Origin of the sequence: Bacillus cereus group sp. MG20, from assembly GCF_040459885.1 — a bacterium.
Classification (GTDB): Bacteria; Bacillota; Bacilli; order Bacillales; family Bacillaceae_G; genus Bacillus_A; species Bacillus_A cereus.
In genome coordinates, this window is sequence record NZ_JARVHF010000001.1 from 2,653,290 (window position 1) to 2,675,809 (window position 22,520).

Here is a 22,520-nt window from a genome sequence, read left to right on the forward strand (position 1 = left end):
TTTCTCAAGGGCCCTTTATTTTGCTTCCCAATTCACTTTTACAAAACCATCTTTCACCATTAAACCACTTATATTAAATACGTACTTTTCATTTGCTTTTAATGTAGCTTTAAAAGTACCTTTTTTCGATTCACAGATTTCTTTTAACTCTCTTATACCTTCTCCTTTCCTTTCATATAAGCTAAAGCATAAGTTACCACGTTTTGCATCTGTTTCATAAAAAAATGTTACTTCTGTATCTTTTGCATACTCAAGTTCAATACCTTTCCCAGCAATATCCCATGATGAGAATTTTGCCTCGTAACTTGTCTCCCCTCGCTTCTCATTTTCTAAATATATATCACCAGCTCTCCACATATCATCTAGCGTTTGAACAAAAGCAAAGCCGCTAAGTAATACAAACATCGCGCTTGCAAATATGACAACTAATGTTATCTTTTGTTTTTTCATAACCTTCATCGTATGTTCGCCTTCTATTTTCTTGTTACTTCTTCGTATCATATATAACAAAACTCCAATAAAAAATGGCAATACAATCGCTATAACACTCCACCACTTACTTATTCCACACGTTTTCGCATCTGTATACACCCATGATGCTACACATACTAAAAGTGCTATAAAAGCCAAAAACATTGTAATCCCAGCTATCTCAAATACTACAAATGGATTAGCGAACTCTATCATGTAATTTATACTCCTTCTTTAAAAATGACTGTATGACAACGTATATAGGAATGTATAGGTGCATCATAATAACTATCGTTATAATGACAGATATTTTATGATCCAAATGACTAACAAACTGCTCTAGGGTGACTGTTAATACAATCATCCAAATAGCATGAATGAAAACAACCCATCTCTTTTCTAATTTCCGAGCATTTCGCACGCTCTGTTTCGTATGATTTATCAGCTCTTCGCTAGGAATCATCTCTCCCGCTAAACTGCTCTTTATTTTCTGTTCAAATTTATCTTCCTTCATGCACGAAACCCTCCAATTGTTCTCGCATTTTCTTTTTCGCATAATTGAGACGATACTTCACCGTACCAATCGGTATATTTAATATTTCACTCATTTCCTTGTAAGAATATTGTTCATAGTAATAGAGTACGAGTACCGTTTTATATTTTTCATTTAATAACTGTATTACTTCCCGTATCATTTCCGCTTCCACTTTTTGAATAAATTCTTCTGATATATTCACTTCATCTGCGAAATCTATTTCTCCACCATCTTCTTTATGAAACAAATCCAATATTCGATCTTTCCACCTTTTTTTCTTACGATAAAAATCATAAAACGTACGAACACAAATTGTAGTAATCCACTTTTTATAATTATCCACATAAGAAAGTTGGTGCCTTGATGAAAAAACCTTTATCCACGTCTCTTGAAAAATATCTTCCGCATCTTCTTTCGTTTTCGCTAACTTATAGCATAAGGAATATATTTGCTGCTTATATATATCAATTAATTCTTCTACCTTTTCTTCCATCATAAGCCTCCTGTCATTTATATAAGACGACGCAAATTATCCTTTTGTTTGATAAAATTTTATTTTTTTATTATCTCCATACAAAAAGGCAATCACAACATCGTGTGATTGCCTTTTACTGAAAGCGAAAAATCGGCTCCGCTTTTCTTCATTGTCCAGCTCCAGCGGCTAGAATACTCGGTGGCTTCGCGCCTTCCTCCGAGGCAAAGTACGCCTCTCTGTCAGGAGCTCCATCCCCCTCCTATTCTAAACGAGCCGCTTTCGCTTTTCTTAATTACATTTTTTCTGGTGCAGATACTCCTACGATTGCTAATGCATTTTGAAGTGTAGTGCGTACTGCTTTCATTAACTCGTAACGAGCTTTACTTAATTCTAAGTTATCTTGGTTCAATACTTTTTCTGCATTGTAGAAGCTGTGTAATGCTGCTGCTAATTCAAATGCATAGCTTGTAATGCGGTGTGGCAGACGTTTTTGTGCTGCATCCGCAACTACAGCTGGGAATTCACCAAGTTTTTTCAGTAACTCTACTTCTTTCTCAGAAGTAACAAGTTTGTAATTCACGTCTCCATCTGCAGCTAATCCTAACTCTTCACCTTGACGAAGGATACTGCATACACGAGCATGAGCATATTGTGCATAGTATACTGGGTTTTCATTAGATTTTGATACAGCTAAGTCCATATCGAAGTCTAAATGAGAATCACCGCTACGCATCGCGAAGAAGTATCTCATTGCGTCCACGCCTACTTCTTCCATAAGCTCACGAAGTGTAACTGCTTTACCTGTACGCTTACTCATTTTCATTTTTTCACCATTTTGGTACAGTTGTACCATTTGGATGATTTCTACTTCAAGTGTTTCTTTATCGTAACCTAGCGCTTGAATAGCAGCTTTCATACGAGGAATGTAACCGTGGTGGTCAGCACCCCAAATGTTGATTAACTTATCGAAACCACGCTCTAATTTATCACGGTGATAAGCGATATCTGGCGTTAAGTATGTGTAAGAACCGTCATTTTTAATTAATACACGGTTTTTGTCGTCACCGTAAGTCATTGAACGGAACCAAGTTGCTCCGCCTTCTTCAAAGATTTCGTCACGCTCTTTTAATACAGTAAGTGCAGCATCGATTTTTCCGTTTTTGTATAATGATGTTTCTGAGAACCATACATCAAATTTAACACGGAAGCTCTCTAAGTCTTTTTGAAGTTTTGCTAACTCATATTTCAAACCATATTCACGGTAGAATTCATAGCTTTCTTTTTCATCAGCTTTTGCGTAACGATCACCAAACTCTTCAGCTAAACGTTTACCGATTCCAATGATATCCGCACCATGGTAACCGTCTTCTGGCATTTCTTTCTCTAAACCTAATGCTTGCATGTAACGAGCTTCAACAGAAAGAGCTAAGTTATGAATTTGGTTACCAGCATCATTAATATAGTACTCACGAGATACATCGTATCCTGCTTTTGCTAATACGTTACATAAAGTGTCACCTACTGCCGCACCACGTGCATGTCCTAAGTGAAGGTCACCTGTTGGATTCGCAGATACGAACTCAACTTGTACTTTTTCACCTTTACCAGTGTTCGTTTCACCGTAAGCTTCACCAGCGTTTACGATTGTTGGAATTAAATCTGTTAAGTAGCTATTATCCATATAGAAGTTAATAAAACCAGGACCAGCGATTTCGATTTTTTCAATAGAAGCTTTTGCTTTATCGAAGTTTGCAACTAGTTCTTCTGCAATCATACGAGGTGCTTTTTTCGCAACGCGTGCAAGTTGCATTGCCATATTTGTAGAGAAGTCACCATTTGTTTTATCTTTTGGAGATTCTAATACAACGTTTGGAATCTGTTCTTCTGTCGCTAATTCTGCCTTTAATACAGCAGCTTGAATTTCTTCTTTAATCAATCCTTTTACCTGTTCTAAGGAATTCATTATTTTGCCTCCTTCAAATTAATTGTAATTGTATATCTGCCAGCTTCTTGTTCACTTAGAAGCAATGCGTACGTTAAGAAGAGTTGTCCTTTTTTCTTTTCATCCGACCATTTAAAAAGAACGTTATCAGTTTTCGTTTGCAGTGCAAACGTACCAAGTTCACTCGTATACGTACCCGTTGTCCATTCACCTTTCACATGCGTCTGACGCATAGAAATAGCACCTGAACGCATAATGAGAACTTGTTCATCTTGAATTTTAATAATTGTTTTCACTTCGCCTTGTTCGTTCGGCTCCTGGAATGTTACATATGTACCTTGACCTTTTACATAGTATTGACCATTTGCTTCAAAAGCAACGGTTTCCTTCCTCGCCCCTTCACGGATTTCTGTTACGAAATGAACGTGTACCGGCAAGCCTGCAAGTTGTTTCTTCACGTCTTGCACACCTTTCAAATGTTATAGATATTAAATACTACTTATAATAAATCACTTTTCCTATCATATCAAAAAAAGACGCTGTCTGTCTGCTGAAAAATCAGGAAAACTCCATTTCAAAAAATAATTCACTTCTACTTTATTTCATGTGATAAAATATTTTTTAAATCTAAATATTCTTTTAATTATAGAGGTGAATTCAGTGATACCAACAAAGTTAAAAAAGGGTGATGAAATACGCGTGATTTCACCATCCTGTAGTTTAAGTATTGTTTCAAATGAAAATAGAAAACTTGCTATAAAAAGATTAACTGACATGGGCTTTCAAGTTACATTCTCAAAATATGCCGATGAGATAGATCAATTTGCTTCCTCTTCTATTTCTTCCCGCATTCAAGACCTCCATGAAGCATTTGGAGACCCTAATGTAAAAGCTATTTTGACGACACTTGGCGGATACAACTCCAATGGTTTATTGAAACATCTCGATTATGATCTAATTCGTAAAAACCCGAAATTTTTCTGTGGTTATTCTGATATTACTGCCTTAAATAATGCAATTTACACAAAAACAGGGCTTGTTACATATTCGGGTCCCCACTTCTCTTCATTTGGAATGGAGAAAGGGCTCGAGTATACAAACGATTACTTTTTACAATGCTTAACCACTAATGAGCCTATTGAAATCATTCCGGCGGAAACGTGGAGCGATGATTCTTGGTATATGGATCAGGAAAATCGAGAATTTATAAAAAATGAAGGGTATGTTCCAATTCAAGAGGGAGAAGCGACAGGAGAAATTATCGGTGGCAATATGAGCACACTTAATTTACTACAAGGCACACCATATATGCCAAACTTAAAGGGCAAAATTTTATTCCTTGAAGAAGACAGTTTAACAGGAAAATCAACGCTTAAAACTTTTGATCGCTATCTACATTCCCTTATGCAGCAACCTGATTTTGAACATATAACAGGTATTGTAATAGGAAGAATGCAAAAAGAAGCAGAATGTACGATAGCGGACATTCAAGAAATGATTTCTTCAAAACCTGAACTTGCACATATTCCTATCATTGCAAATGCAAATTTTGGACATACAACTCCAATTTTTACTTTTCCAATTGGTGGACATGCCAAAATCATTTCTAACAAAGAAAATACATCTATCACTATTTTAACGCACTAAAAAAGGAGCGAACGATTCGCTCCTTTTATGATTTTTCTATTTTTTGCAACGCTTTTTGCGGGATTGACTCTTTCGTTATTTCAGCCCATCCTTTTCCTTGCATACCTTTTGCATAAATTTTTATAAAAGCACCTGCATGCAATTCACGATTTACCATTCTTTTAATAATTTGTTGCTTTCCGTCCTCTGTATACCCTTTAAATGTATACAAATATTCACCGTCTTTTTTCTCACCTTTATCTACAACCGCATAATAATCTTGTATTTCTTTATTTGAAAAGAAGTTGTCTACAAAAGCATGTACACCTTCTGTTTTTGTGTTTAAATAATATGCTGTTCCCCCTAAAATGATGGCGAATACAGCTAAAACTTTAATTACCAATTTCATACATGCGCCTCCTGTTTGCACTTCTTTCTCACTAGTATTATATCTATACTTGTATTATACGGAAAAGAGCATACTATACTCTATCTAAAAGTCTTACACTTTCCTTACATTATTGTAAGGGATTTTTTCTTACAGCAAGTTCCCAAGAAAAAATTTTTCCGTTTCATACACTTTTATATTATTATTGAATGATACGAATTTTTATTACAAAAATCAAAGGAGACAGTTTTCAAATGGCTATCTTGCAAGGTTTAGCACTATTACTTGTTGTACTTTGTCTATTTACACTTTTCAGTTACCGTGCGCCTTACGGAATGAAGGCGATGGGCGCTTTAGCTAATGCAGCAATCGCAAGTTTTCTTATTGAAGCATTTCACCGTTATATAGGTGGAGAAATGTTTCATAATGACTTTTTACAATCAGTAGGAGAAGCTTCTGGTAGTATGAGCGGTGTCGCAGCAGCGATTTTAGTCGCATTAGCAATCGGTGTTTCCCCCGTATACGCTGTTTTAATTGGTATCGCTACTAGTGGATTCGGTATTTTACCAGGATTTTTCGCCGGATACGTTTGTGCCTTCGTCGTGAAATTTCTCGAAAAGAAATTACCAGCTGGTGTGGAATTTTTAGCAATCCTATTTATCGCTGCACCAATCTCACGTGGAATGGCAATGCTTATGGATCCGCTCGTTAACGCAACACTTGGTAAAATCGGTTCTATGATATCAGTTGCAACTACAGAAAGTCCTATCATTATGGGTATTATGCTTGGTGGATTAATAACAGTTATTTCTACCTCTCCACTGAGTTCTATGGCACTAACTGCAATGCTTGGATTAACAGGTTTACCAATGGCAATTGGTAGTCTTGCCGTAGCAGCCTCAGCCCCGATGAACTTTATTTTCTTTAAGCGACTAAAAATTTGCTCAAAGAAAGACACAATCGCTGTAGCAATCGAGCCTTTAACACAAGCAGATGTTGTTTCAGCAAATCCAATTCCAATTTATGCAACAAACTTCGTTGGCGGTGCACTTGCCGGTATTATTACATCGCTATTCCAGCTTGTTAATAATGCACCAGGAACAGCATCACCAATTCCAGGTCTTCTTGTCCTATTCGGATTTAATGACGTTATAAAAGTAACGATTGCTGCTGTACTATGTGGAATCGTTACCACTATTGTCGGATACATCGGGTCTATTGTGTTCCGTAAATATCCGATCCGCTCTGCTGATGAAATTCGTGGAGTTACTTCGGAAGAGAAGGTTGCATAAGAAAAAGAGCTATTCCCATCGTTTGAGAATAGCTTTTTTTGTGTTACATAACGGTAAATGAAATTATATCGGCGATTTTTTAAATATATCGACTTACCGACACATAACGACAAAATAAGAGCCCTCTAATCATATAGAGGGCTCTTATTTTATCTAGCTGCAGCGGCTAATGATCGGTGGCTTCCGCTTTTATTTCTATCCAGTTACGCCTCCTAGACCCTTGCGTCTAAGAACCTTCCCTGCCAAAAGGTAAAAAGCACCTTTTGCAGGAAAGAACCTTAGTCACCGGGTCTAAACAGTCGGCTTCACTTTTATTTTATCTAGCTGCAGCGGCTAGAATGATCGGTGGCTTCGCTTCTTCCTTCGAGGCAAAAAGAGCCTCTACGTCTGAAGCTCCATCCCCCTCACATTCTGAGCGAGCCGCTTCCGCTTTTATTTTACCCAACCGAGCAGCATTTCCCGCACGAATTTGCTTGCTGCGACTGGTGTTTGATCACTATGGTCGTAGACTGGGGCTACTTCTACTAAGTCTGCTCCAACTACATTTATATTTGAATTTGCAATTGCTACGATGGAATCTAATAATTCTTTAGATGTGATACCGCCAGCTTCTAACGTTCCTGTTCCTGGAGCGTGAGCTGGGTCTAATACATCAATGTCGATTGTGACATAGACTGGGCGTCCAGCAAGTTTCGGTAATACTTCTTTTAAAGGTTCTAATACGTCAAATTTATATAAGTTCATACCTACTTCTTTCGCCCATTCAAATTCTTCCTTCATTCCAGAACGAATTCCGAAAGAATATACGTTTTCCGGACCAATTAAATCACACACTTTACGAATTGGTGTAGAGTGGGATAAAGGCTCCCCTTCATACGATTCACGTAAATCAGTATGAGCATCCATGTGGATGATTGCTAAATCCGGATATTTTTTTGCCATTGCCTTAAAAATTGGCCAAGACACTAGGTGCTCACCGCCGAGACCTAGTGGAAACTTATCGGCATCTAAAAGTTTTGATACATACTCTTCAATCATGTCTAAGCTGCGTTGTGCGTTTCCGAATGGTAATGGGATATCACCCGCATCAAAATATTTTACCTCTTCTAATTCACGATCTAAATACGGACTATATTCTTCAAGACCGATTGATACTTCACGAATACGTGCAGGGCCAAAACGAGATCCTGGACGGTAACTTACTGTCCAATCCATAGGCATCCCATAAATAACTACCTTTGACTCTTCAAAACTTGGATGACTTTTAATAAATACTTTACCTGAATAAGCTTCATCAAAACGCATATTCTTTTCCTCCTTATGTGGAACTTAAGGTATCCCAACCTTTCACTATTTCTCAAATTTGGAGCGAATTGCTCCTCTTTCTCGATTTACCGGGTCTTCTTTTTAACAACAAGAAGACGATTTTCTCTACAGAAGTGTAAGTAGCTAGCATGTTCAAGTCTTCTGGACAAACACCTTAAATGAGCTACTCACACTTTATTTGTTCAAGCTCGATTTTCTTACTTAATTAAATCGCCAACAAATTTCGGTAATGCGAATGCTGCGTTGTGTAATTCTTTTGTGTAGTATTTCGTTTCGATTTCGTGGAAACGCTCTTCACTTACTTCTAATGGATCATGTTTTTTAGATCCAATTGTGAACGTCCAAAGACCACTTGGGTATGTTGGAATATTAGCTGTGTATAAACGAGTAATTGGGAAAATTTCTTTTACATCTTTAAACACAGTCGTAATTAACTCTGGTGTGAACCAAGGGTTGTCCGTTTGTGCAACGAAAATACCATCTTCTTTTAACGCTTTTGAAATTCCAGCGTAGAAGCCTTTTGTAAATAGGTTTACTGCTGGTCCTACTGGCTCAGTAGAATCTACCATAATTACATCGTATTCATTTTCGCTTTCTGCGATATGTAGGAAACCGTCTCCTACTTTTACTTCTACACGCTCATTATCTAATGCGCCTGCAATTGATGGTAAGTATTGTTTAGAGTACTCAATTACTTTTCCATCGATTTCAACAAGAGTTGCTTTCTTTACACTTGGGTGTTTTAACACTTCACGAATAACACCACCATCACCGCCACCAACAACTAATACGTTTTCAGGGTTAGGATGTGTAAATAAAGGTACGTGCGCTACCATTTCATGATAAACGAACTCATCTTTTTCTGTTGTCATAACCATGCCATCTAAAATAAGCATGTTTCCGAACTCTTCCGTTTCAACCATATCAAGTTTTTGGAATTCTGTTTGCTCCGTATGTAATGTGCGGTTAATACGCGCCGTAATCCCAAAATGTTTTGTTTGTTTTTCAGTGAACCATAGTTCCATCGTACAATCACGCCTTTCAATGCAAATTTATAATAGGGACATCATTAATGTCCCCTAACAAAAATAAAACAAAACATCCAAAATGTATAGTTAAAAGTACAAAAATACCGAAAATATATTTTAGTCAGAGGGTTCTAACATATATGTATAAAGAAAACCCTTTCTTAAGAAAGGGTTTTTGTCTCTATTTCTACTGGTTTACGAATTGGAATTAGGATCATAATACAACCAACTAACACCACAATTCCACCTACTAAAAACGGACTTTGTGGTGAAACAGTATGACCGATAATTCCTGATAAAATCGGAGCAATTGCGCCCCCTAACCAACGAACAAAGTTATAAACACCTGACGTAACAGATCTTTCATAAGGTGAAATATCCATTACATAACTTGTATATAATGCATTGTTTAAGCCAGATGCTAATCCTGATAAAACGATAAGAGTAATTTGTAACCAAATAATTTTCACAAAGAATAGTGCAATTAAGAAAATCGCAAATACAAGTAAACTACCCTTCAATAATGTTTTTGGTTCATATTTCCCTTCTAGCTTATGTGCTAAAATTGCAGAACCGTAAGCTAACGCTAATCCCCATCCGCAAAATACAAAGCCTAATTGAATAGCTGATAAATGCATAATAAGTGGTGAATATGCTAACACAACGAAAAATCCGTAGTAGTATAACATTCCTGAAATCGCACCTTGCATAAACGGTTTATACTTCACCAGGTTAAGTAATTCTCCTACGCCAGCAGCCTTACGCTTCACTTTTCGCTCCGGTTCTTTTACAAAAAAGAATACTAAAATAAATGCTAAGAAAATTAAAATACTCGTCGCGAAAAATGGATAACGCCAAGAATGTCCACCTAATATTCCACCCAATAACGGCCCCCCAGCCATACCTAAGCCGATCGCTGCTTCGTATAATCCTACTGCTTCATGAACTTCTTTACTTAATGCTATTAACAGCGTCATTGCTGTAGCAAAAAACATCGCATTTCCTAATCCCCATCCAGCACGGAAAAGAGATAATTGAGCAATCGTTTGCGATATACCACATATAAACGCAAATACAGTCACAATCGCAAGACCGATTGTCATCATCCGTTTATCACCAAATCTTGATGCAAATATACCAGCTGGTAACATCATGATTGCCATCGTTAAAATATAAGCAGTAAATAACATTTCAACTTGCCAATGCGTTGCACCAATTTTCTCTGCAATAATCGGCAAAATTGGGTCGACTACTCCTATACCCGAAAAGGCAAGGAAGGTAGCCACCACTGTAATCAATCTCCCTAGTTTTTGTTTGCTCTCCATTTTGATTACTCTCCTTTTGTGCTCTCTAAAAATGTTACTGCACGATGTAAACTATCTTCAAGTTCTGCCTTTACACGTTGCATTTGCTCCATTTTTTCGTCTAACGTTTGCACTTGTTTTTCAAGCATATCTTTAATTTCTTGAATCACTTCACGATCACGAGGGTTCTCGCTATTTCTTCTTTGCTCCATTCTTTCTTTTAGTGATAAGAAATGCTGCATTTCTTGAAGTGTGATTCCTAGCACTTCTTTCGCTTCTACAATTCTTTTAATTCTGGCAATATCCTCATCCGTATACAGACGAATATTCCCCTCACTACGTTCTGGGGGATGAATTAAACCAATTTCCTCATAATAACGAAGTGTACGTTTTGTTAAACCGACTTGCTTTGTTACTTCATCAATTTTATACATGTTTATTCCTCCCTTCACTTGATTATTACATTTTACGTTAACGTTAACTTTTCTGCAACTGTTAGACTTTTGTAAATGTTTATCATATTCAATTGTATTTTCCCTAAAGCAGTTTCATAATGAAAGAAAAGAGATAATAAGGAGAATTTCACATGAGTAAACCACTTATTTTCGCTCACCGCGGAGTAAAAGGTACACATCCCGAAAATACGATGATTGCCTTCCAAGAAGCAGAACGCATTGGCGCTCACGGAATTGAACTCGATGTCCACTTATCAAAAGATGGTGAACTTGTCGTAATTCACGACGAAACCGTCGATCGTACAACAAATGGCGTTGGACTTGTTTCGGAAAAAACGGTAGAGGAACTACAATCATTGGACGCTGGTAGCTATAAAGACCCTTCTTTCCATGAAGCAAAAATCCCAACGTTGCGTGAGATTTTCATTTGGCTTTCCACAACGAACTTACAACTAAATATTGAATTAAAGACAGATGTTATTCATTACCCAAATATTGAGGAAAAAGCTGTTGCACTTGTGCGCGAATATCATCTTTCTAATCAAATTGTATTTTCATCATTTAACCATGACTCTGTTTCATTATTAGCAGAAATTGCTCCTGAAATCCCAAGAGCAATTTTATATGATACACCGATTGCTGATCCAATTGCCGAAGCAAAACAGAGAAAAGCAAGTGGATTACATCCAAACTTCCAGCTATTAACGAAAGAATTTGTGCAATTAGCACAAGAGCAAGGATATGTTTTCCGTCCATATACAATTAACGAATACAAAGATTTACAAACTATGATTGATTATGGTGTAGATGTCATCATTACCGATTGGCCAGCACGTGCCTTTGAGCTCCTTTCTTAATGGAAGGAGCTTTTTATTTTCGAAATTTCATTGTTTAAAATAAATGAAAACCCTCAATACTAATACAATAACGCTTGTATTAATGAGGGGCTGAAAAAAGATGGATCAGACTATGAATCCAAAACTTAAAAAATATAAACGTCTTTTCTTCACCGCAATGTTTTCTTGCGTCCTTTTCTTCGTTTTTTCTTTTTTTGTTATTATTATAGTCGCAAAAATTATGGGACCTCCTCCTGTTGCGGTCCCGCAAACAAGCGTCTTTTACGCAAACGATGATACTGTTATTGGACAAAGTAATGAAATTCAAAAACGTTACAATGTATCTCTCAATGAAATTTCTCCTTATGTAAAAGAGGCTACACTATCTATCGAAGACCAACGATTCTACAAACATCACGGCTTCGATGTGAAACGGATTGCAGGTGCAATTGTTGCTGATTTAAAAGCGATGGCAAAGGTACAAGGAGCTAGTACAATTACACAACAATACGCGCGTAATCTGTATTTAGATCATGATAAAACGTGGAAACGGAAATTATTAGAGGCAATGTACACTGTCCGCCTTGAAGTAAACTATAATAAAAATCATATTTTAGAAGGATATTTAAATACAATTTATTACGGACATGGCGCTTATGGAATCGAAGCTGCGTCCCGTCTATATTTCGATAAAACAGCAAAAGATTTAACATTAGCAGAAGCTAGTATGCTCGCAGGTATCCCGAAAGGGCCAAGTGTCTATTCTCCCTTTTTGAAAGAGGATCGTGCTAAAGGACGACAAACTCTCATATTAGATGAAATGGTCGAACAAGGATATATTACGAAGAAACAAGCATCCTTAGCGAAGAAAGAGCCACTAACTTTTGCCTCATTAGATACGAAAAAAGTAGCAGAGGTCGCACCATATTTCCAAGATGCTGTACAAGCTTCGCTTCTTCGTGATGTTGGATTAGACGAACAAGCTTTACAACGGGGTGGCTTGCGAATTTATACAACGCTAGACCCTAAACTACAAGCTGTAGCAGAGCAAGCTGTAAAAGATCATATACCTGACACAACAAACATACAAACTGCTCTCGTCTCTATGAATCCAACGACAGGTGAAGTGGCTGCTCTTGTTGGCGGAACTGATTATACTACGAGTCAATTTAACAGGGCTACACAAGCCGTTCGTCAGCCTGGTTCTACATTTAAGCCATTTCTATATTATGCAGCATTAGAACGAGGATTCACGCCTGCTACGCGCTTAAAAAGCGAATATACTGTATTTACTTTAGGTGACGGCGTTTCAAAGTATAAACCAAAAAACTATAAAGATTATTATGCAGATGATTTTGTAACGATGGCACAAGCTCTCGCAGTCTCTGATAACATATATGCTGTAAAAACGAATTTATTTTTAGGAGATGACGCACTCGCAAAAACAGCAAAACAATTTGGAATTACAAGTGCATTAAAAGATGTGCCTTCTCTAGCTCTCGGCACATCACCCGTAAAACCAATTGAAATGGTTAACGCTTATAGCATGTTCGCAAACGGTGGAAAAGAAGTAAAACCTACTTTCATTCGCCGCATTATGGATCATGAAGGAAATATATTATACGATGCTCATTTAGAGAGTAAACAAGTTCTCGACAAGAGCAAAGCGTTTGTAATGGAAGAAATGATGACCGGTATGTTTAATAAGAAACTAAGCAGTTATGCTGCTGTAACTGGCCAATCGATGTTATCAAAATTATCAAGAACATATGCCGGAAAATCTGGTTCTACTGAAACGGATAGTTGGATGATCGGATTTACTCCGCAAATCGTAACAGGTGTATGGGTCGGATATGATCAACCTAAATCTATTTCAAACGTAGCAGAACAAGGATATGCGAAGAAAATATGGACTGATACGATGGAGAAAGGCTTAGATGGACAGCCAAAAAAAGAATTTAAACAACCAGATGACGTCGTAGCGGTTAATATCAACCCAGAGAACGGTAAAATTGCTACAAAAAATTGTCCTATTTCTGTGAAAATGTATTTCGCTAAAGGTACCGAACCGACTGAATATTGTATGGATCACGTCGATGATAAAGAAGAATTTGAAAAAACGACTGAAGAAAAGAAAAAAACAAGTTGGTGGAAAAAATATCTTCCTTGGTAAAAAAAATAGCTGACGGGCATCCGTCAGCTATTTTTTATTCACTTAATAATGCACGACGCAATTCTTCACTAGATTCGTTCCAAATCGCTTCATTATGTTCTTTCAAGAACGTACCAAGTACTTTTTTAGATGATTCATCCATATGGTCAACCATAATGTGACGCTTCATTGATTTATCCATTTTGTTTACGTGTTCTGGAAGTGATTTATATCCGCGACGAATTTCACGGTCTACTGTCATTTCACAAGCTGTTACACCTGCGTAATAAGCACCAGTTGCAGTTCTTTCAATCGTTACCCAAACAAGCCAAAATGGTTTTCCGTTTGGAACTTCATCTTTATTTGTTAAAAACTTAATACCTTTTTCTACTGTACTACGCGCATGCATCGCACCGATATCAACGAATGCGGTTTTCTCTAGTACATCAACAAATACAGGTGAAATGTTTTCTAGGCTTAATGCCCCAACACCAAATCCACCATGTCCATCTGTTGAATCATTTTTCACGATATTAAAACCGATTTTTTTCTTTTTCTCTGTCATATGTAAAATCCTCCTCACTTAAAAATTATAAAAGGCCAAAAATAGGCGCAATGATACTTTGTAAAAACATTAATACATGCGGAATAACTACCTGGAAAATAGGTTGAATTGTGTAATTACTAAGCGGTGTAATAACGAGAATTAATAACGCAATCGCTCCATATTTTTCATACTGTGTCATTTTCGCGCGAATATTTGCTGGTGCTAAATCTTCCACTACACGATACCCATCAAGTGGCGGGATCGGTAATAAATTAAATACAAGTAAAACAATATTTAACATAATAAAGAGCTCAAAAAACTTTCCTAATGTTTCAGCTACTGCAACTGGAACTGCATCTAACACTCCAAATACTGCTAAGCTATACAAAATAATTAAACCAATTGCACTTAAAATTAAGTTACTAATCGGCCCTGCAATTGAAACTAATATGCCTGCAAGACGCGGTCTTTTAAAGTTATATGGGTTAACAGGAACCGGTCTTGCCCAACCGAATCCAAGAATTAATACTGCAATCAAACCGATAGGGTCTAAATGAGCCATCGGTGATAACGTTAAACGCCCTTGTCTCTTTGCTGTATCGTCCCCAAATTTATATGCAACATATGCATGTGCAAATTCATGAACGGATAATGCAATAATAATCGCCATTGCTACCAACGGAATTTCGTGCAATGGATATCTAAATAACTGATCCATACTTCATCTCCTCTTCCATATGTCAAAAAAAGAAATTATTTGTTTTTTCGATTGTTCTTCCCCATAATCCGCTATAATAAGAGTGTAACTTACATAAAAGGAGCGATTGTACATGCCATACGTAACCGTGAAAATGCTAGAAGGACGCACAGAAGAACAAAAGAAAGCTCTTGCTGAGAAAGTAACAGCAGCAGTAAGCGAAACAACTGGTGCTCCTGAAGAAAACATCGTTGTTTTCATCGAAGAAATGTCTAAGAATCATTATGCAGTTGGCGGAAAACGCTTAAGCGACAAATAATTTCAAGTTTTTCATAAGAAGCAGCCACTAGCTGCTTCTTATTTCTTTCCTTCTAACAACTCAATAATTCTCTCTTTATATTTTCCTTTTCTTCCATCTTCATAGATTAAATCATGTGGATAGAATAGCTTTTGGTCCGTTCTTTTCTTACCTGTAATCGCCTCAACAATATCCGATTCACGTGAAAGCTCTCTAAGCTCTCCGTTTGGCATAAGAAGTAGGATTGGCAAACGCTCTTCTTCTTCTCCTGCACGATAAAAGTCATACGGTAAGTCTGATGTTGAATCAACTACTAAATAATACTCCGGATCAAGTCCAATCTTTTTAAATAAACTACTTAATTCCATCCAATTATCTAAACCGTGTTTATCTGTAAACTCTACATATTTAAATAGATTTCGATTCATAAAACGGCGGCATAAATCGCTTAAAATTGGATCTTCTTCTTCCTGCCATACTTGGAAGTAGTAATACATAACGTTCTCGTCTAACTTTAAATAATCCTCTACTGTTACTTCTTCTTCAAATAAAGAATAGAAATGAACAGGATGATTTTTAAATGTATAATACTTCTCGTGCAGTGATTTAGCACGGTGTAAAATCTTCGTTAAAATAACTTCTGCACTTCGCGTTACCGGGTGGAAATATACTTGCCAATACATTTGATAACGACTCATAATGTAATGCTCAACAGCATGCATACCACTATTTTTAATGACTACTTGATCCCCATACGGGCGCATTACACGCAGTATACGTTCCATATCGAAGTTTCCATACTTTACGCCTGTAAAATAAGCATCTCTTAATAAATAATCCATACGATCCGCATCAATTTGGCTCGAAATCATACTAATTGCTAATTTATTAGTAGACGTTTTTGCAATTACATCTGCTACCTTTTGTGGAAACTCCTTATCAACACGACTTAATACATCATTAATCTCCGTATTGCCAACAATAATCTTTTGCGTAAATTTCTCATGATCTAATGAAAATACTTTTTCAAACGAGTGAGAAAATGGGCCGTGACCGACATCATGAAGTAATGCCGCACATAAACATAACAATCTATCTTCAGCATTCCAATTTGGTCTGCCATCAAACACATCATCAATCATACGACGAATAATTTCGTATACACCTAACGAATGAGTAAAGCGACTATGCTCTGCACCGTGAAATGTAAAAAATGTCGTTCCAAGCTGCTTAATACGGCGCAAGCGTTGAAATTCTTTCGTTCCGATTAAATCCCAAATAACACGATCACGCACGTGCACATATTTATGTACTGGGTCTTTAAACACTTTTGTTTCGCTGAGTTTGTCGTTTAAATATACCACTTTCCGACATCCCCCTTTCTTTACTACATTCTTACTTTATATTATAAACGAAATGAGAAACAGAAAGAAATGAAAGACTGTATTAATTACCTTTATAAAAAGAAAAAATCACCTTTACCGAAGTAAAAGTGATTTCCTTTATACATTATTTACCTAAAACGAATTCAGCAACTTCGTCTAAGATCATATCTTTCCCTAATGGGAAGTAACCTTTGTTTAAGTCTTCATTTTTAATTGTGAATACGTGGTTGTTTTTAACAGCGTTCATGTTTTTCCAAATTGATTCTTCTTGGAATTCTTTTAAGCGCTGAGAACCGTCACCAGTTGTAAATACGAATAAGTAATCTGGGTTGTAATCGATTAAAGCTTCTTTTTGTACTTGTACTAGTGGTTTATCAGTTGGTGTACCTTTAACTGCTGGTAGTTTTAAATCATTAAAGATTACGCTACCGTAACCATAGTCACCGTATACGCGGAAAGCATTTGGATACGCAGCCATTTTCATGAATGTTGCTTCACCAGTTTTAGCGACGATTTTGTCATGTAATTTGCTTGCTTTTTCATCATACTTTTTGAACCATTCTTTTGTTTCTTTTTCTTTACCGAAGATTTGACCTACTTCTTCGAATTTTGGACGCCATTGATCTAATGGAGTGTTTAACATAACTGTTGGTGCAATTTTAGATAATTGATCATAAATCTTTTCTTGACGATTATTTACAAGAATTAAATCTGGTTTTGCAGCAGCTACTGCTTCGATGTTAATTTTATCGCCCCAAGCAGAACCAACTGGTTTAACGTCTTTTAGTTTCTTTTCAATGTGTGCATCAATTTTTTCTTGAGATGTATTAGCAGTAATAACCGGTTTCATACCGAAAATTAATAATTCTTCTGTTGAACCACTAAGGTCAGCAATTTTCTTTGGGTTTGCAGGAATTTTAATTTCCCCTTTTGCATGTTTTACAGTGCGCTCTTCAGTCTTTGCATCTGCTTTCTTTTCTTCTTCTTTGTTAGAACAAGCAGCAAATAGTACAGAAGTCACAACTAATACCATTGCTAATAGTGCCATTTTAAAATTCTTCATGTTCCCACTCCTTCTAGCTGTATTTATCTTATAAGTTGCAATGAACTATAAGAAACGAAGATAACAATTAATCAATATATTTTTATTAATTGTTGTTAATACCCCATTCTAACGGGCGTTCAACTTCCCATTCTTATATAAGAAGCTCAACGTCCATTAGAAGTCCCCCCTCTTCACGAGGGGGTTCTACTTATGCTTTTTTACGCAATTGATTACTAATCATCGCTAAATCATATGTTAAGCAAATTGGCTTACAGTTTACTGGACATGGAACGATTTGAGCTTCAATCTCAAATACGTTACGAAGTGTTTCACTTGTCATAACTTCATCTGGCGTTCCTTGTTTCATTAACTTACCTGCTTTTAATGCAATCATATGATCTGAGAAACGAGAAGCGTGGTTCAAGTCATGGATAACCATAACAATCGTTCTACCTTCTTCTTCATTTAACTTTTTCAATAAGTTTAATACTTCTAATTGATGAGCCATATCTAAGTACGTTGTTGGTTCATCCAATACAAGTAATTCTGTTCCTTGTGCAAGAGCCATTGCAATCCAAACACGTTGACGTTGACCACCAGATAGCGCTTCTGCTGGACGATTCGCAAATTCTTTCATTCCTGTCACTTCAAGTGCCCAGTTAATGTAGCGATAATCCTCTTCTTTCAACGTGCCAAACCCTTTTTGATGAGGGAATCTTCCGTATGACACAAGCTCAAATACAGTAAGACCCGTTGGTACTTCTGCAGTTTGTGGTAAAATCGCCATTTTCTTTGCAATTTCTTTCGTTGGCTGTTTCTCAATTGCTTTTCCGTCAAGATAAACAGTACCTTGTTTTGCCTTCAAAATACGAGACGCCGTTTTTAATAATGTGGACTTCCCACAACCATTTGGCCCAATAATTGTTGTAATTTTCCCTTCCGGAATTTCAACTGTTAATCCATCAATAATTAAACCTTCATTATAGCCAACAGATACCGCATCAACCGCTAAAGTTGCCATACGAAAAGCCTCCCTTTATTTTGTCCTCATAAGTAAATAAATGAAATACGGTGCACCAATTACAGAAATAACAAGACCGACTGGTATTTCTGAAGTTGTTAGTACACTTCTTGAAATTACGTCTGCGAATAAAAGTAAAAACGTTCCTATTAGCGCAGCTGTGGGCAACATGATTTGATGTTTGCCACCAACAAGGCGCCTTGCTAAATGCGGGGCCATTAAACCGATAAAGCCAATTCCACCGGCAACAGCAACAGATGCACCCGCTAAACAAACTGCAATAAATAATAATTTACGTCTTTCTTTTTCTACATTTACACCAAGGCCAACTGCTGTAGAATCGCCTAGGTTCATTACATTTAATATGTGTGCTTTACTTATAGCAAGCGGTAAGAAAATAACCATCCATGGAAGTACACTTAATACGAATTTCCAATCTGTACCCCATAGACTTCCCGCCAGCCAAATCGTAGCAAAACGAAAATCGTTAGATGTCATCTTCATAGAGAAAATTAAACTAACAGCTCCAAATCCAGCTGCAACGGCAATACCGACTAGTATTAATCGAGTCGATGAAACGCCGTCTTTCCATGCTAATAAATAAATAATTACCGCTGCTAATATCGCTCCAACTAGTGCGAAAAATGGAAGAATGAATACAGATAAAAATGTACCAGTCCCTACTTTCCCGAAGAAGAAGTAGACGAATATAACAACTGTTAATCCCGCTCCAGCATTAATCCCTATAATACCTGGATCAGCAAGTGGATTTCGTGATAAACCTTGCAAAATCGCACCTGACATAGCTAAAGCAGATCCGACTAGTATAGCAATTACCATACGCGGCATACGGAATTCAAATAAAATAACAGACTGATCTTCAGCCCCTAGTCCAACCAATGACTTTAATACGTCCATTGGGGGTATTTTAAAAGTTCCTGTATTTAAACTAATAAGAAATATAGAAACGATTAGTCCTACTAAAATCGTTAATATAGAAATGTTCTTTTTTGTTAAGACACTCGTCCTCACATCTTTCCTCTCCCTTCATTACGTGCTAAGTAGAGGAAGAATGGAACCCCAATTAGCGCTGTAATTGCTCCAATTGGCGTTTCAAATGGCGGGTTAATAACGCGAGATAACATATCTGCACATTCAATTAACAGCCCGCCTAAGACCGCAGAACATGGAATAACCCATCTATAGTCCGAGCCTACAAGGAAACGAGTCATATGCGGGATTACAAGACCAACAAACCCTACTGATCCTGCCATGGAAACTGCGGAACCCGTTAAAACAAGAACAAGTACTGTTCCGATAAATTTAATTAATGTCGTATTTTGACCAAGTCCAATTGCAATTTCTTCACCGAAGCTCAAAATTGTAATATATCTCGACATCATAATTGCGATAAAAAGACAAACAAGGCCAATTGGCACTAACATATTAATACTTTGCCATTTCACTCCAGCAACTCCGCCTGCATTCCACATGCTCACCTCTTGGGCAAGATTAAAATACAATGCGATTCCAGATGAAATTGCCCCTAATAAAGCACTAATAGCTGCACCTGCTAAAGCTAATTTCACAGGTGTTAATCCACCTGGTGAAGAAGACCCAATTCCATATACAATGCTTGCACCAAACGCAGCTCCAATAAAAGATGCGATAACAAACATTAAATAAGGTGAATTAGGGAAAAATGCATACATAATTGCAATTCCAAATACAGCCCCATCTGTAATTCCCATTAACGATGGTGAAGCAAGTGGATTTCGCGTCATGCCTTGCATAATTGCTCCTGATACCGCTAAAAAGGCACCTGCAACTACGCCCCCTATTGCTCTAGGCATGCGAAGCTCTTGAATTACGTTATGATGTGTAATAGATCCATCAAACTGAAATACAGCTTGCCATACAGTCTTTAAACTAATATCTGCAGCCCCAAAAGAAATAGAAACTGCCATGCTTAAAGCTAACAAAACTGTACCCGCTACTAAAATAATAGAAGCGATGAGCGGTCTGCTCTTAATCTCTTTAACATTCTCTTCTTGCTGTTCTATACTGCTTGCGCTCGCTTCCATCCCTCAACCATCCTAACCAACAACATATATTTATTAAAATGAAATTTATTCTCAAATAGTAATAAAAAAATTAGGTGAATTGTTATTTTCCTGATAATGATTCTCAGAATCAGACACTTCTATTCTACCTATCGCTTTAAAAGACTGTCAACCATTATTTTGAAATATAAATTTATATAAATTGGAACTTTAATACAAAAGTTATATCCATCCTTTAGAAAACGTTCGTCCACACAAGAGTACTTTCGCAGAATAAATCTTTCCTCTTATGGGCATAAAAAAAGAAGAGTAATCTTTTCACTCTTCTTTTTCTTACTTATTTAACTTTGCTTCAATTTTTACGATTAACTCATCTTCTGTTGGAGCCGCAACTGGACGGTTATTTACAAATGCGAATGATTTTTTACGACCAGGACCACAGTAAGACTGACATCCAACTTCAATCGTTGCACATGAATCTACTTTTTTTAACTTCGGAACTAACGTTTTAACGTTCGTTGCCTGACAGTCATCGCACACGCGAAATTCGTTTCCCATTATATAACACTTCCTCTATTTTAAACTTTTCTCAAGTTCGTTTAAAAATAAACACTAAATGGTATTTTACCGCTCTTTGAAGCTCGTTGCAAGTTTCCCTACAAAGCCTATTCTCTACATAATGCTACATATTTATATGCTCTCCTACAGAAGCGCTCACCATTCATGGGAAAATTTTTACCTTTCATCGAAATCTACCATATTTTTAAAAGCTTTGTATAAAAGTTTATTTTTTTGCCCATTATAAAAATAGGAAGTTCATAAAAAGAAAGGGAGTTGAATCTATGAAAGTAAGACAAGATGCTTGGACAGATGAGGATGATTTATTACTTGCTGAAACGGTACTTCGTCATGTTCGAGAAGGAAGTACGCAATTAAATGCATTTGAGGAAGTAGGAGATCAGTTAAATCGTACATCTGCTGCTTGTGGTTTCCGCTGGAATGCTGTCGTTCGCTATAGCTATGAACAAGCTCTTCAACTAGCAAAAAAACATCGTAAAGATAAAATGCGTGCTGCAAGCGGTGAACAAGCGAAAAAACGTTTACTTTATACACCACCAGCTTCAGATTCGATAACTGATTATGAAGAATTAGTACAAGAGGAATCAATCGTACAATATAAAGAAGCTATTCCATATCAAGAATCTACTGCTCCTGCTGCAAGAAGCTCTATGACAATGCAAGATGTTATTTATTTTTTACAAACAGTCGGATCTTCAAATATAAAAGTGACAGCTCTTGAAAACGAGAATACGAGATTGAAACAAGAAATTAAAGCACAAATCCTTCGGAATGAGGAACTAGAAAAGAAACTAGAAAAGTTAGAAAAGCAATCTCATACTGTACAAGAAGATTACGAAACACTTATGAACATTATGAACCGAGCTCGTAAATTGGCAGTCATGGATGACGAAGAACGTTCTCAAACATCTTTCCGAATGGACCGAAACGGTAATTTAGAAAAAATTGCAGAATAAAAAGGATGCATGTAATGCATCCTTTTTATTATTTCACCTTTAAGCTCCCCCTTTATATGTGAGAAAACTCCATTCTTCATTTTTTGCTATAATAGAGAT

24 protein-coding genes are annotated in these 22,520 nt (G+C 36.8%); 6 read left to right on the forward strand and 18 right to left on the reverse strand.

Features of this window, described 5'->3' with window-relative positions; genetic code table 11:
• Positions 1 to 15: 15 nt before the first annotated feature.
• From QCI81_RS13625 to QCI81_RS13645, 5 genes are all read right to left on the reverse strand, one after another.
• A complete protein-coding gene (locus QCI81_RS13625; RefSeq protein WP_063549179.1) occupies positions 16 to 687 on the reverse strand; it encodes a hypothetical protein in 672 nt (223 codons plus the stop codon).
• The gene (locus QCI81_RS13630) at positions 671 to 985 is read right to left on the reverse strand and encodes a hypothetical protein (RefSeq protein ID WP_000656690.1); all 315 of its coding nucleotides are present in this window, start codon (positions 983 to 985) and stop codon (positions 671 to 673) included. Before QCI81_RS13630 ends, QCI81_RS13625 begins: the two co-directional genes overlap by 17 nt.
• The gene (locus QCI81_RS13635) at positions 972 to 1,499 is read right to left on the reverse strand and encodes an RNA polymerase sigma factor (RefSeq protein ID WP_353810810.1); all 528 of its coding nucleotides are present in this window, start codon (positions 1,497 to 1,499) and stop codon (positions 972 to 974) included. Before QCI81_RS13635 ends, QCI81_RS13630 begins: the two co-directional genes overlap by 14 nt.
• A gap of 274 nt (positions 1,500 to 1,773) precedes the next feature.
• Positions 1,774 to 3,444 carry an arginine--tRNA ligase gene (argS, locus tag QCI81_RS13640; protein ID WP_053563293.1) on the reverse strand — a complete coding sequence of 557 codons (1,671 nt, stop codon included), beginning with the start codon at positions 3,442 to 3,444 and terminating at the stop codon, positions 1,774 to 1,776.
• A complete protein-coding gene (locus tag QCI81_RS13645) occupies positions 3,444 to 3,881 on the reverse strand; it encodes a YwiB family protein (RefSeq protein WP_000744343.1) in 438 nt (145 codons plus the stop codon). The genes argS and QCI81_RS13645 overlap by 1 nt, the downstream gene beginning before the upstream one ends.
• Before the next feature lie 202 nt (positions 3,882 to 4,083).
• Here QCI81_RS13645 and QCI81_RS13650 point away from each other — a divergent pair, with 202 nt between their 5' ends.
• Positions 4,084 to 5,070, forward strand: a complete 987-nt coding sequence (locus QCI81_RS13650; RefSeq protein ID WP_053563292.1) for a S66 family peptidase — start codon at positions 4,084 to 4,086, stop codon at positions 5,068 to 5,070.
• Between the two features lie 25 nt (positions 5,071 to 5,095).
• Here the strand turns inward: QCI81_RS13650 and QCI81_RS13655 are convergent, their stop codons facing one another.
• Positions 5,096 to 5,458 (reverse strand): YxeA family protein, encoded by a 363-nt coding sequence (locus QCI81_RS13655; RefSeq protein ID WP_000779932.1) that lies wholly within the window; start codon positions 5,456 to 5,458, stop codon positions 5,096 to 5,098.
• Positions 5,459 to 5,691: 233 nt separating this feature from the next.
• Here QCI81_RS13655 and QCI81_RS13660 point away from each other — a divergent pair, with 233 nt between their 5' ends.
• Positions 5,692 to 6,729, forward strand: a complete 1,038-nt coding sequence (locus tag QCI81_RS13660; RefSeq protein WP_000996313.1) for a PTS sugar transporter subunit IIC — start codon at positions 5,692 to 5,694, stop codon at positions 6,727 to 6,729.
• A 432-nt stretch (positions 6,730 to 7,161) separates the two neighbouring features.
• Here QCI81_RS13660 and speB read toward each other — a convergent pair whose 3' ends face one another.
• The 4 genes from speB to QCI81_RS13680 all read right to left on the reverse strand — a co-directional run bounded on the left by speB (position 7,162) and on the right by QCI81_RS13680 (position 10,821).
• Positions 7,162 to 8,034 (reverse strand): agmatinase, encoded by an 873-nt coding sequence (gene speB / locus QCI81_RS13665; protein WP_001209831.1) that lies wholly within the window; start codon positions 8,032 to 8,034, stop codon positions 7,162 to 7,164.
• A gap of 218 nt (positions 8,035 to 8,252) precedes the next feature.
• Positions 8,253 to 9,080 (reverse strand): polyamine aminopropyltransferase, encoded by an 828-nt coding sequence (gene speE / locus QCI81_RS13670; RefSeq protein WP_000424696.1) that lies wholly within the window; start codon positions 9,078 to 9,080, stop codon positions 8,253 to 8,255.
• Positions 9,081 to 9,244: 164 nt separating this feature from the next.
• The gene (locus QCI81_RS13675; RefSeq protein ID WP_098976086.1) at positions 9,245 to 10,408 is read right to left on the reverse strand and encodes an MFS transporter; all 1,164 of its coding nucleotides are present in this window, start codon (positions 10,406 to 10,408) and stop codon (positions 9,245 to 9,247) included.
• 5 nt (positions 10,409 to 10,413) lie between these two features.
• On the reverse strand, positions 10,414 to 10,821 hold the full coding sequence (locus tag QCI81_RS13680; protein WP_000276560.1) for a MerR family transcriptional regulator: 408 nt from the start codon (positions 10,819 to 10,821) through the stop codon (positions 10,414 to 10,416).
• 152 nt (positions 10,822 to 10,973) lie between these two features.
• Between QCI81_RS13680 and QCI81_RS13685 the strand changes: the two genes are divergently transcribed.
• Both QCI81_RS13685 and QCI81_RS13690 read left to right on the forward strand, forming a co-directional pair.
• On the forward strand, positions 10,974 to 11,699 hold the full coding sequence (locus tag QCI81_RS13685) for a glycerophosphodiester phosphodiesterase (protein ID WP_000042783.1): 726 nt from the start codon (positions 10,974 to 10,976) through the stop codon (positions 11,697 to 11,699).
• A gap of 100 nt (positions 11,700 to 11,799) precedes the next feature.
• Positions 11,800 to 13,851, forward strand: a complete 2,052-nt coding sequence (locus QCI81_RS13690) for a transglycosylase domain-containing protein (protein WP_353810811.1) — start codon at positions 11,800 to 11,802, stop codon at positions 13,849 to 13,851.
• A gap of 34 nt (positions 13,852 to 13,885) precedes the next feature.
• Here the strand turns inward: QCI81_RS13690 and QCI81_RS13695 are convergent, their stop codons facing one another.
• Both QCI81_RS13695 and QCI81_RS13700 read right to left on the reverse strand, forming a co-directional pair.
• Entirely contained in the window at positions 13,886 to 14,395 is a 510-nt protein-coding gene (locus QCI81_RS13695; protein WP_000136683.1) for a YwhD family protein, read from the reverse strand.
• Between the two features lie 25 nt (positions 14,396 to 14,420).
• On the reverse strand, positions 14,421 to 15,095 hold the full coding sequence (locus QCI81_RS13700; RefSeq protein ID WP_000372443.1) for a site-2 protease family protein: 675 nt from the start codon (positions 15,093 to 15,095) through the stop codon (positions 14,421 to 14,423).
• A 112-nt stretch (positions 15,096 to 15,207) separates the two neighbouring features.
• Here QCI81_RS13700 and QCI81_RS13705 point away from each other — a divergent pair, with 112 nt between their 5' ends.
• Positions 15,208 to 15,393 carry a 2-hydroxymuconate tautomerase gene (locus QCI81_RS13705; RefSeq protein ID WP_001147171.1) on the forward strand — a complete coding sequence of 62 codons (186 nt, stop codon included), beginning with the start codon at positions 15,208 to 15,210 and terminating at the stop codon, positions 15,391 to 15,393.
• A gap of 38 nt (positions 15,394 to 15,431) precedes the next feature.
• Here the strand turns inward: QCI81_RS13705 and QCI81_RS13710 are convergent, their stop codons facing one another.
• The 6 genes from QCI81_RS13710 to QCI81_RS13735 form a co-directional block, all read right to left on the reverse strand.
• Positions 15,432 to 16,736 (reverse strand): HD domain-containing protein, encoded by a 1,305-nt coding sequence (locus QCI81_RS13710; RefSeq protein WP_000262741.1) that lies wholly within the window; start codon positions 16,734 to 16,736, stop codon positions 15,432 to 15,434.
• A 145-nt stretch (positions 16,737 to 16,881) separates the two neighbouring features.
• Complete coding sequence (locus QCI81_RS13715) at positions 16,882 to 17,820, reverse strand: ABC transporter substrate-binding protein (RefSeq protein ID WP_000787724.1); 939 nt, start codon at positions 17,818 to 17,820, stop codon at positions 16,882 to 16,884.
• A gap of 190 nt (positions 17,821 to 18,010) precedes the next feature.
• Positions 18,011 to 18,823: an ABC transporter ATP-binding protein gene (locus QCI81_RS13720; protein ID WP_000212068.1), complete on the reverse strand. Its 813-nt coding sequence runs from the start codon at positions 18,821 to 18,823 to the stop codon at positions 18,011 to 18,013.
• A gap of 15 nt (positions 18,824 to 18,838) precedes the next feature.
• A complete protein-coding gene (locus tag QCI81_RS13725) occupies positions 18,839 to 19,855 on the reverse strand; it encodes a FecCD family ABC transporter permease (protein ID WP_001260757.1) in 1,017 nt (338 codons plus the stop codon).
• The gene (locus tag QCI81_RS13730; RefSeq protein ID WP_000388296.1) at positions 19,852 to 20,907 is read right to left on the reverse strand and encodes a FecCD family ABC transporter permease; all 1,056 of its coding nucleotides are present in this window, start codon (positions 20,905 to 20,907) and stop codon (positions 19,852 to 19,854) included. Before QCI81_RS13730 ends, QCI81_RS13725 begins: the two co-directional genes overlap by 4 nt.
• A gap of 312 nt (positions 20,908 to 21,219) precedes the next feature.
• Positions 21,220 to 21,444, reverse strand: a complete 225-nt coding sequence (locus QCI81_RS13735; RefSeq protein ID WP_000526079.1) for a YuzB family protein — start codon at positions 21,442 to 21,444, stop codon at positions 21,220 to 21,222.
• 284 nt (positions 21,445 to 21,728) lie between these two features.
• Between QCI81_RS13735 and QCI81_RS13740 the strand changes: the two genes are divergently transcribed.
• A complete protein-coding gene (locus QCI81_RS13740; RefSeq protein WP_000868358.1) occupies positions 21,729 to 22,421 on the forward strand; it encodes an RsfA family transcriptional regulator in 693 nt (230 codons plus the stop codon).
• Positions 22,422 to 22,520 lie beyond the last annotated feature (99 nt).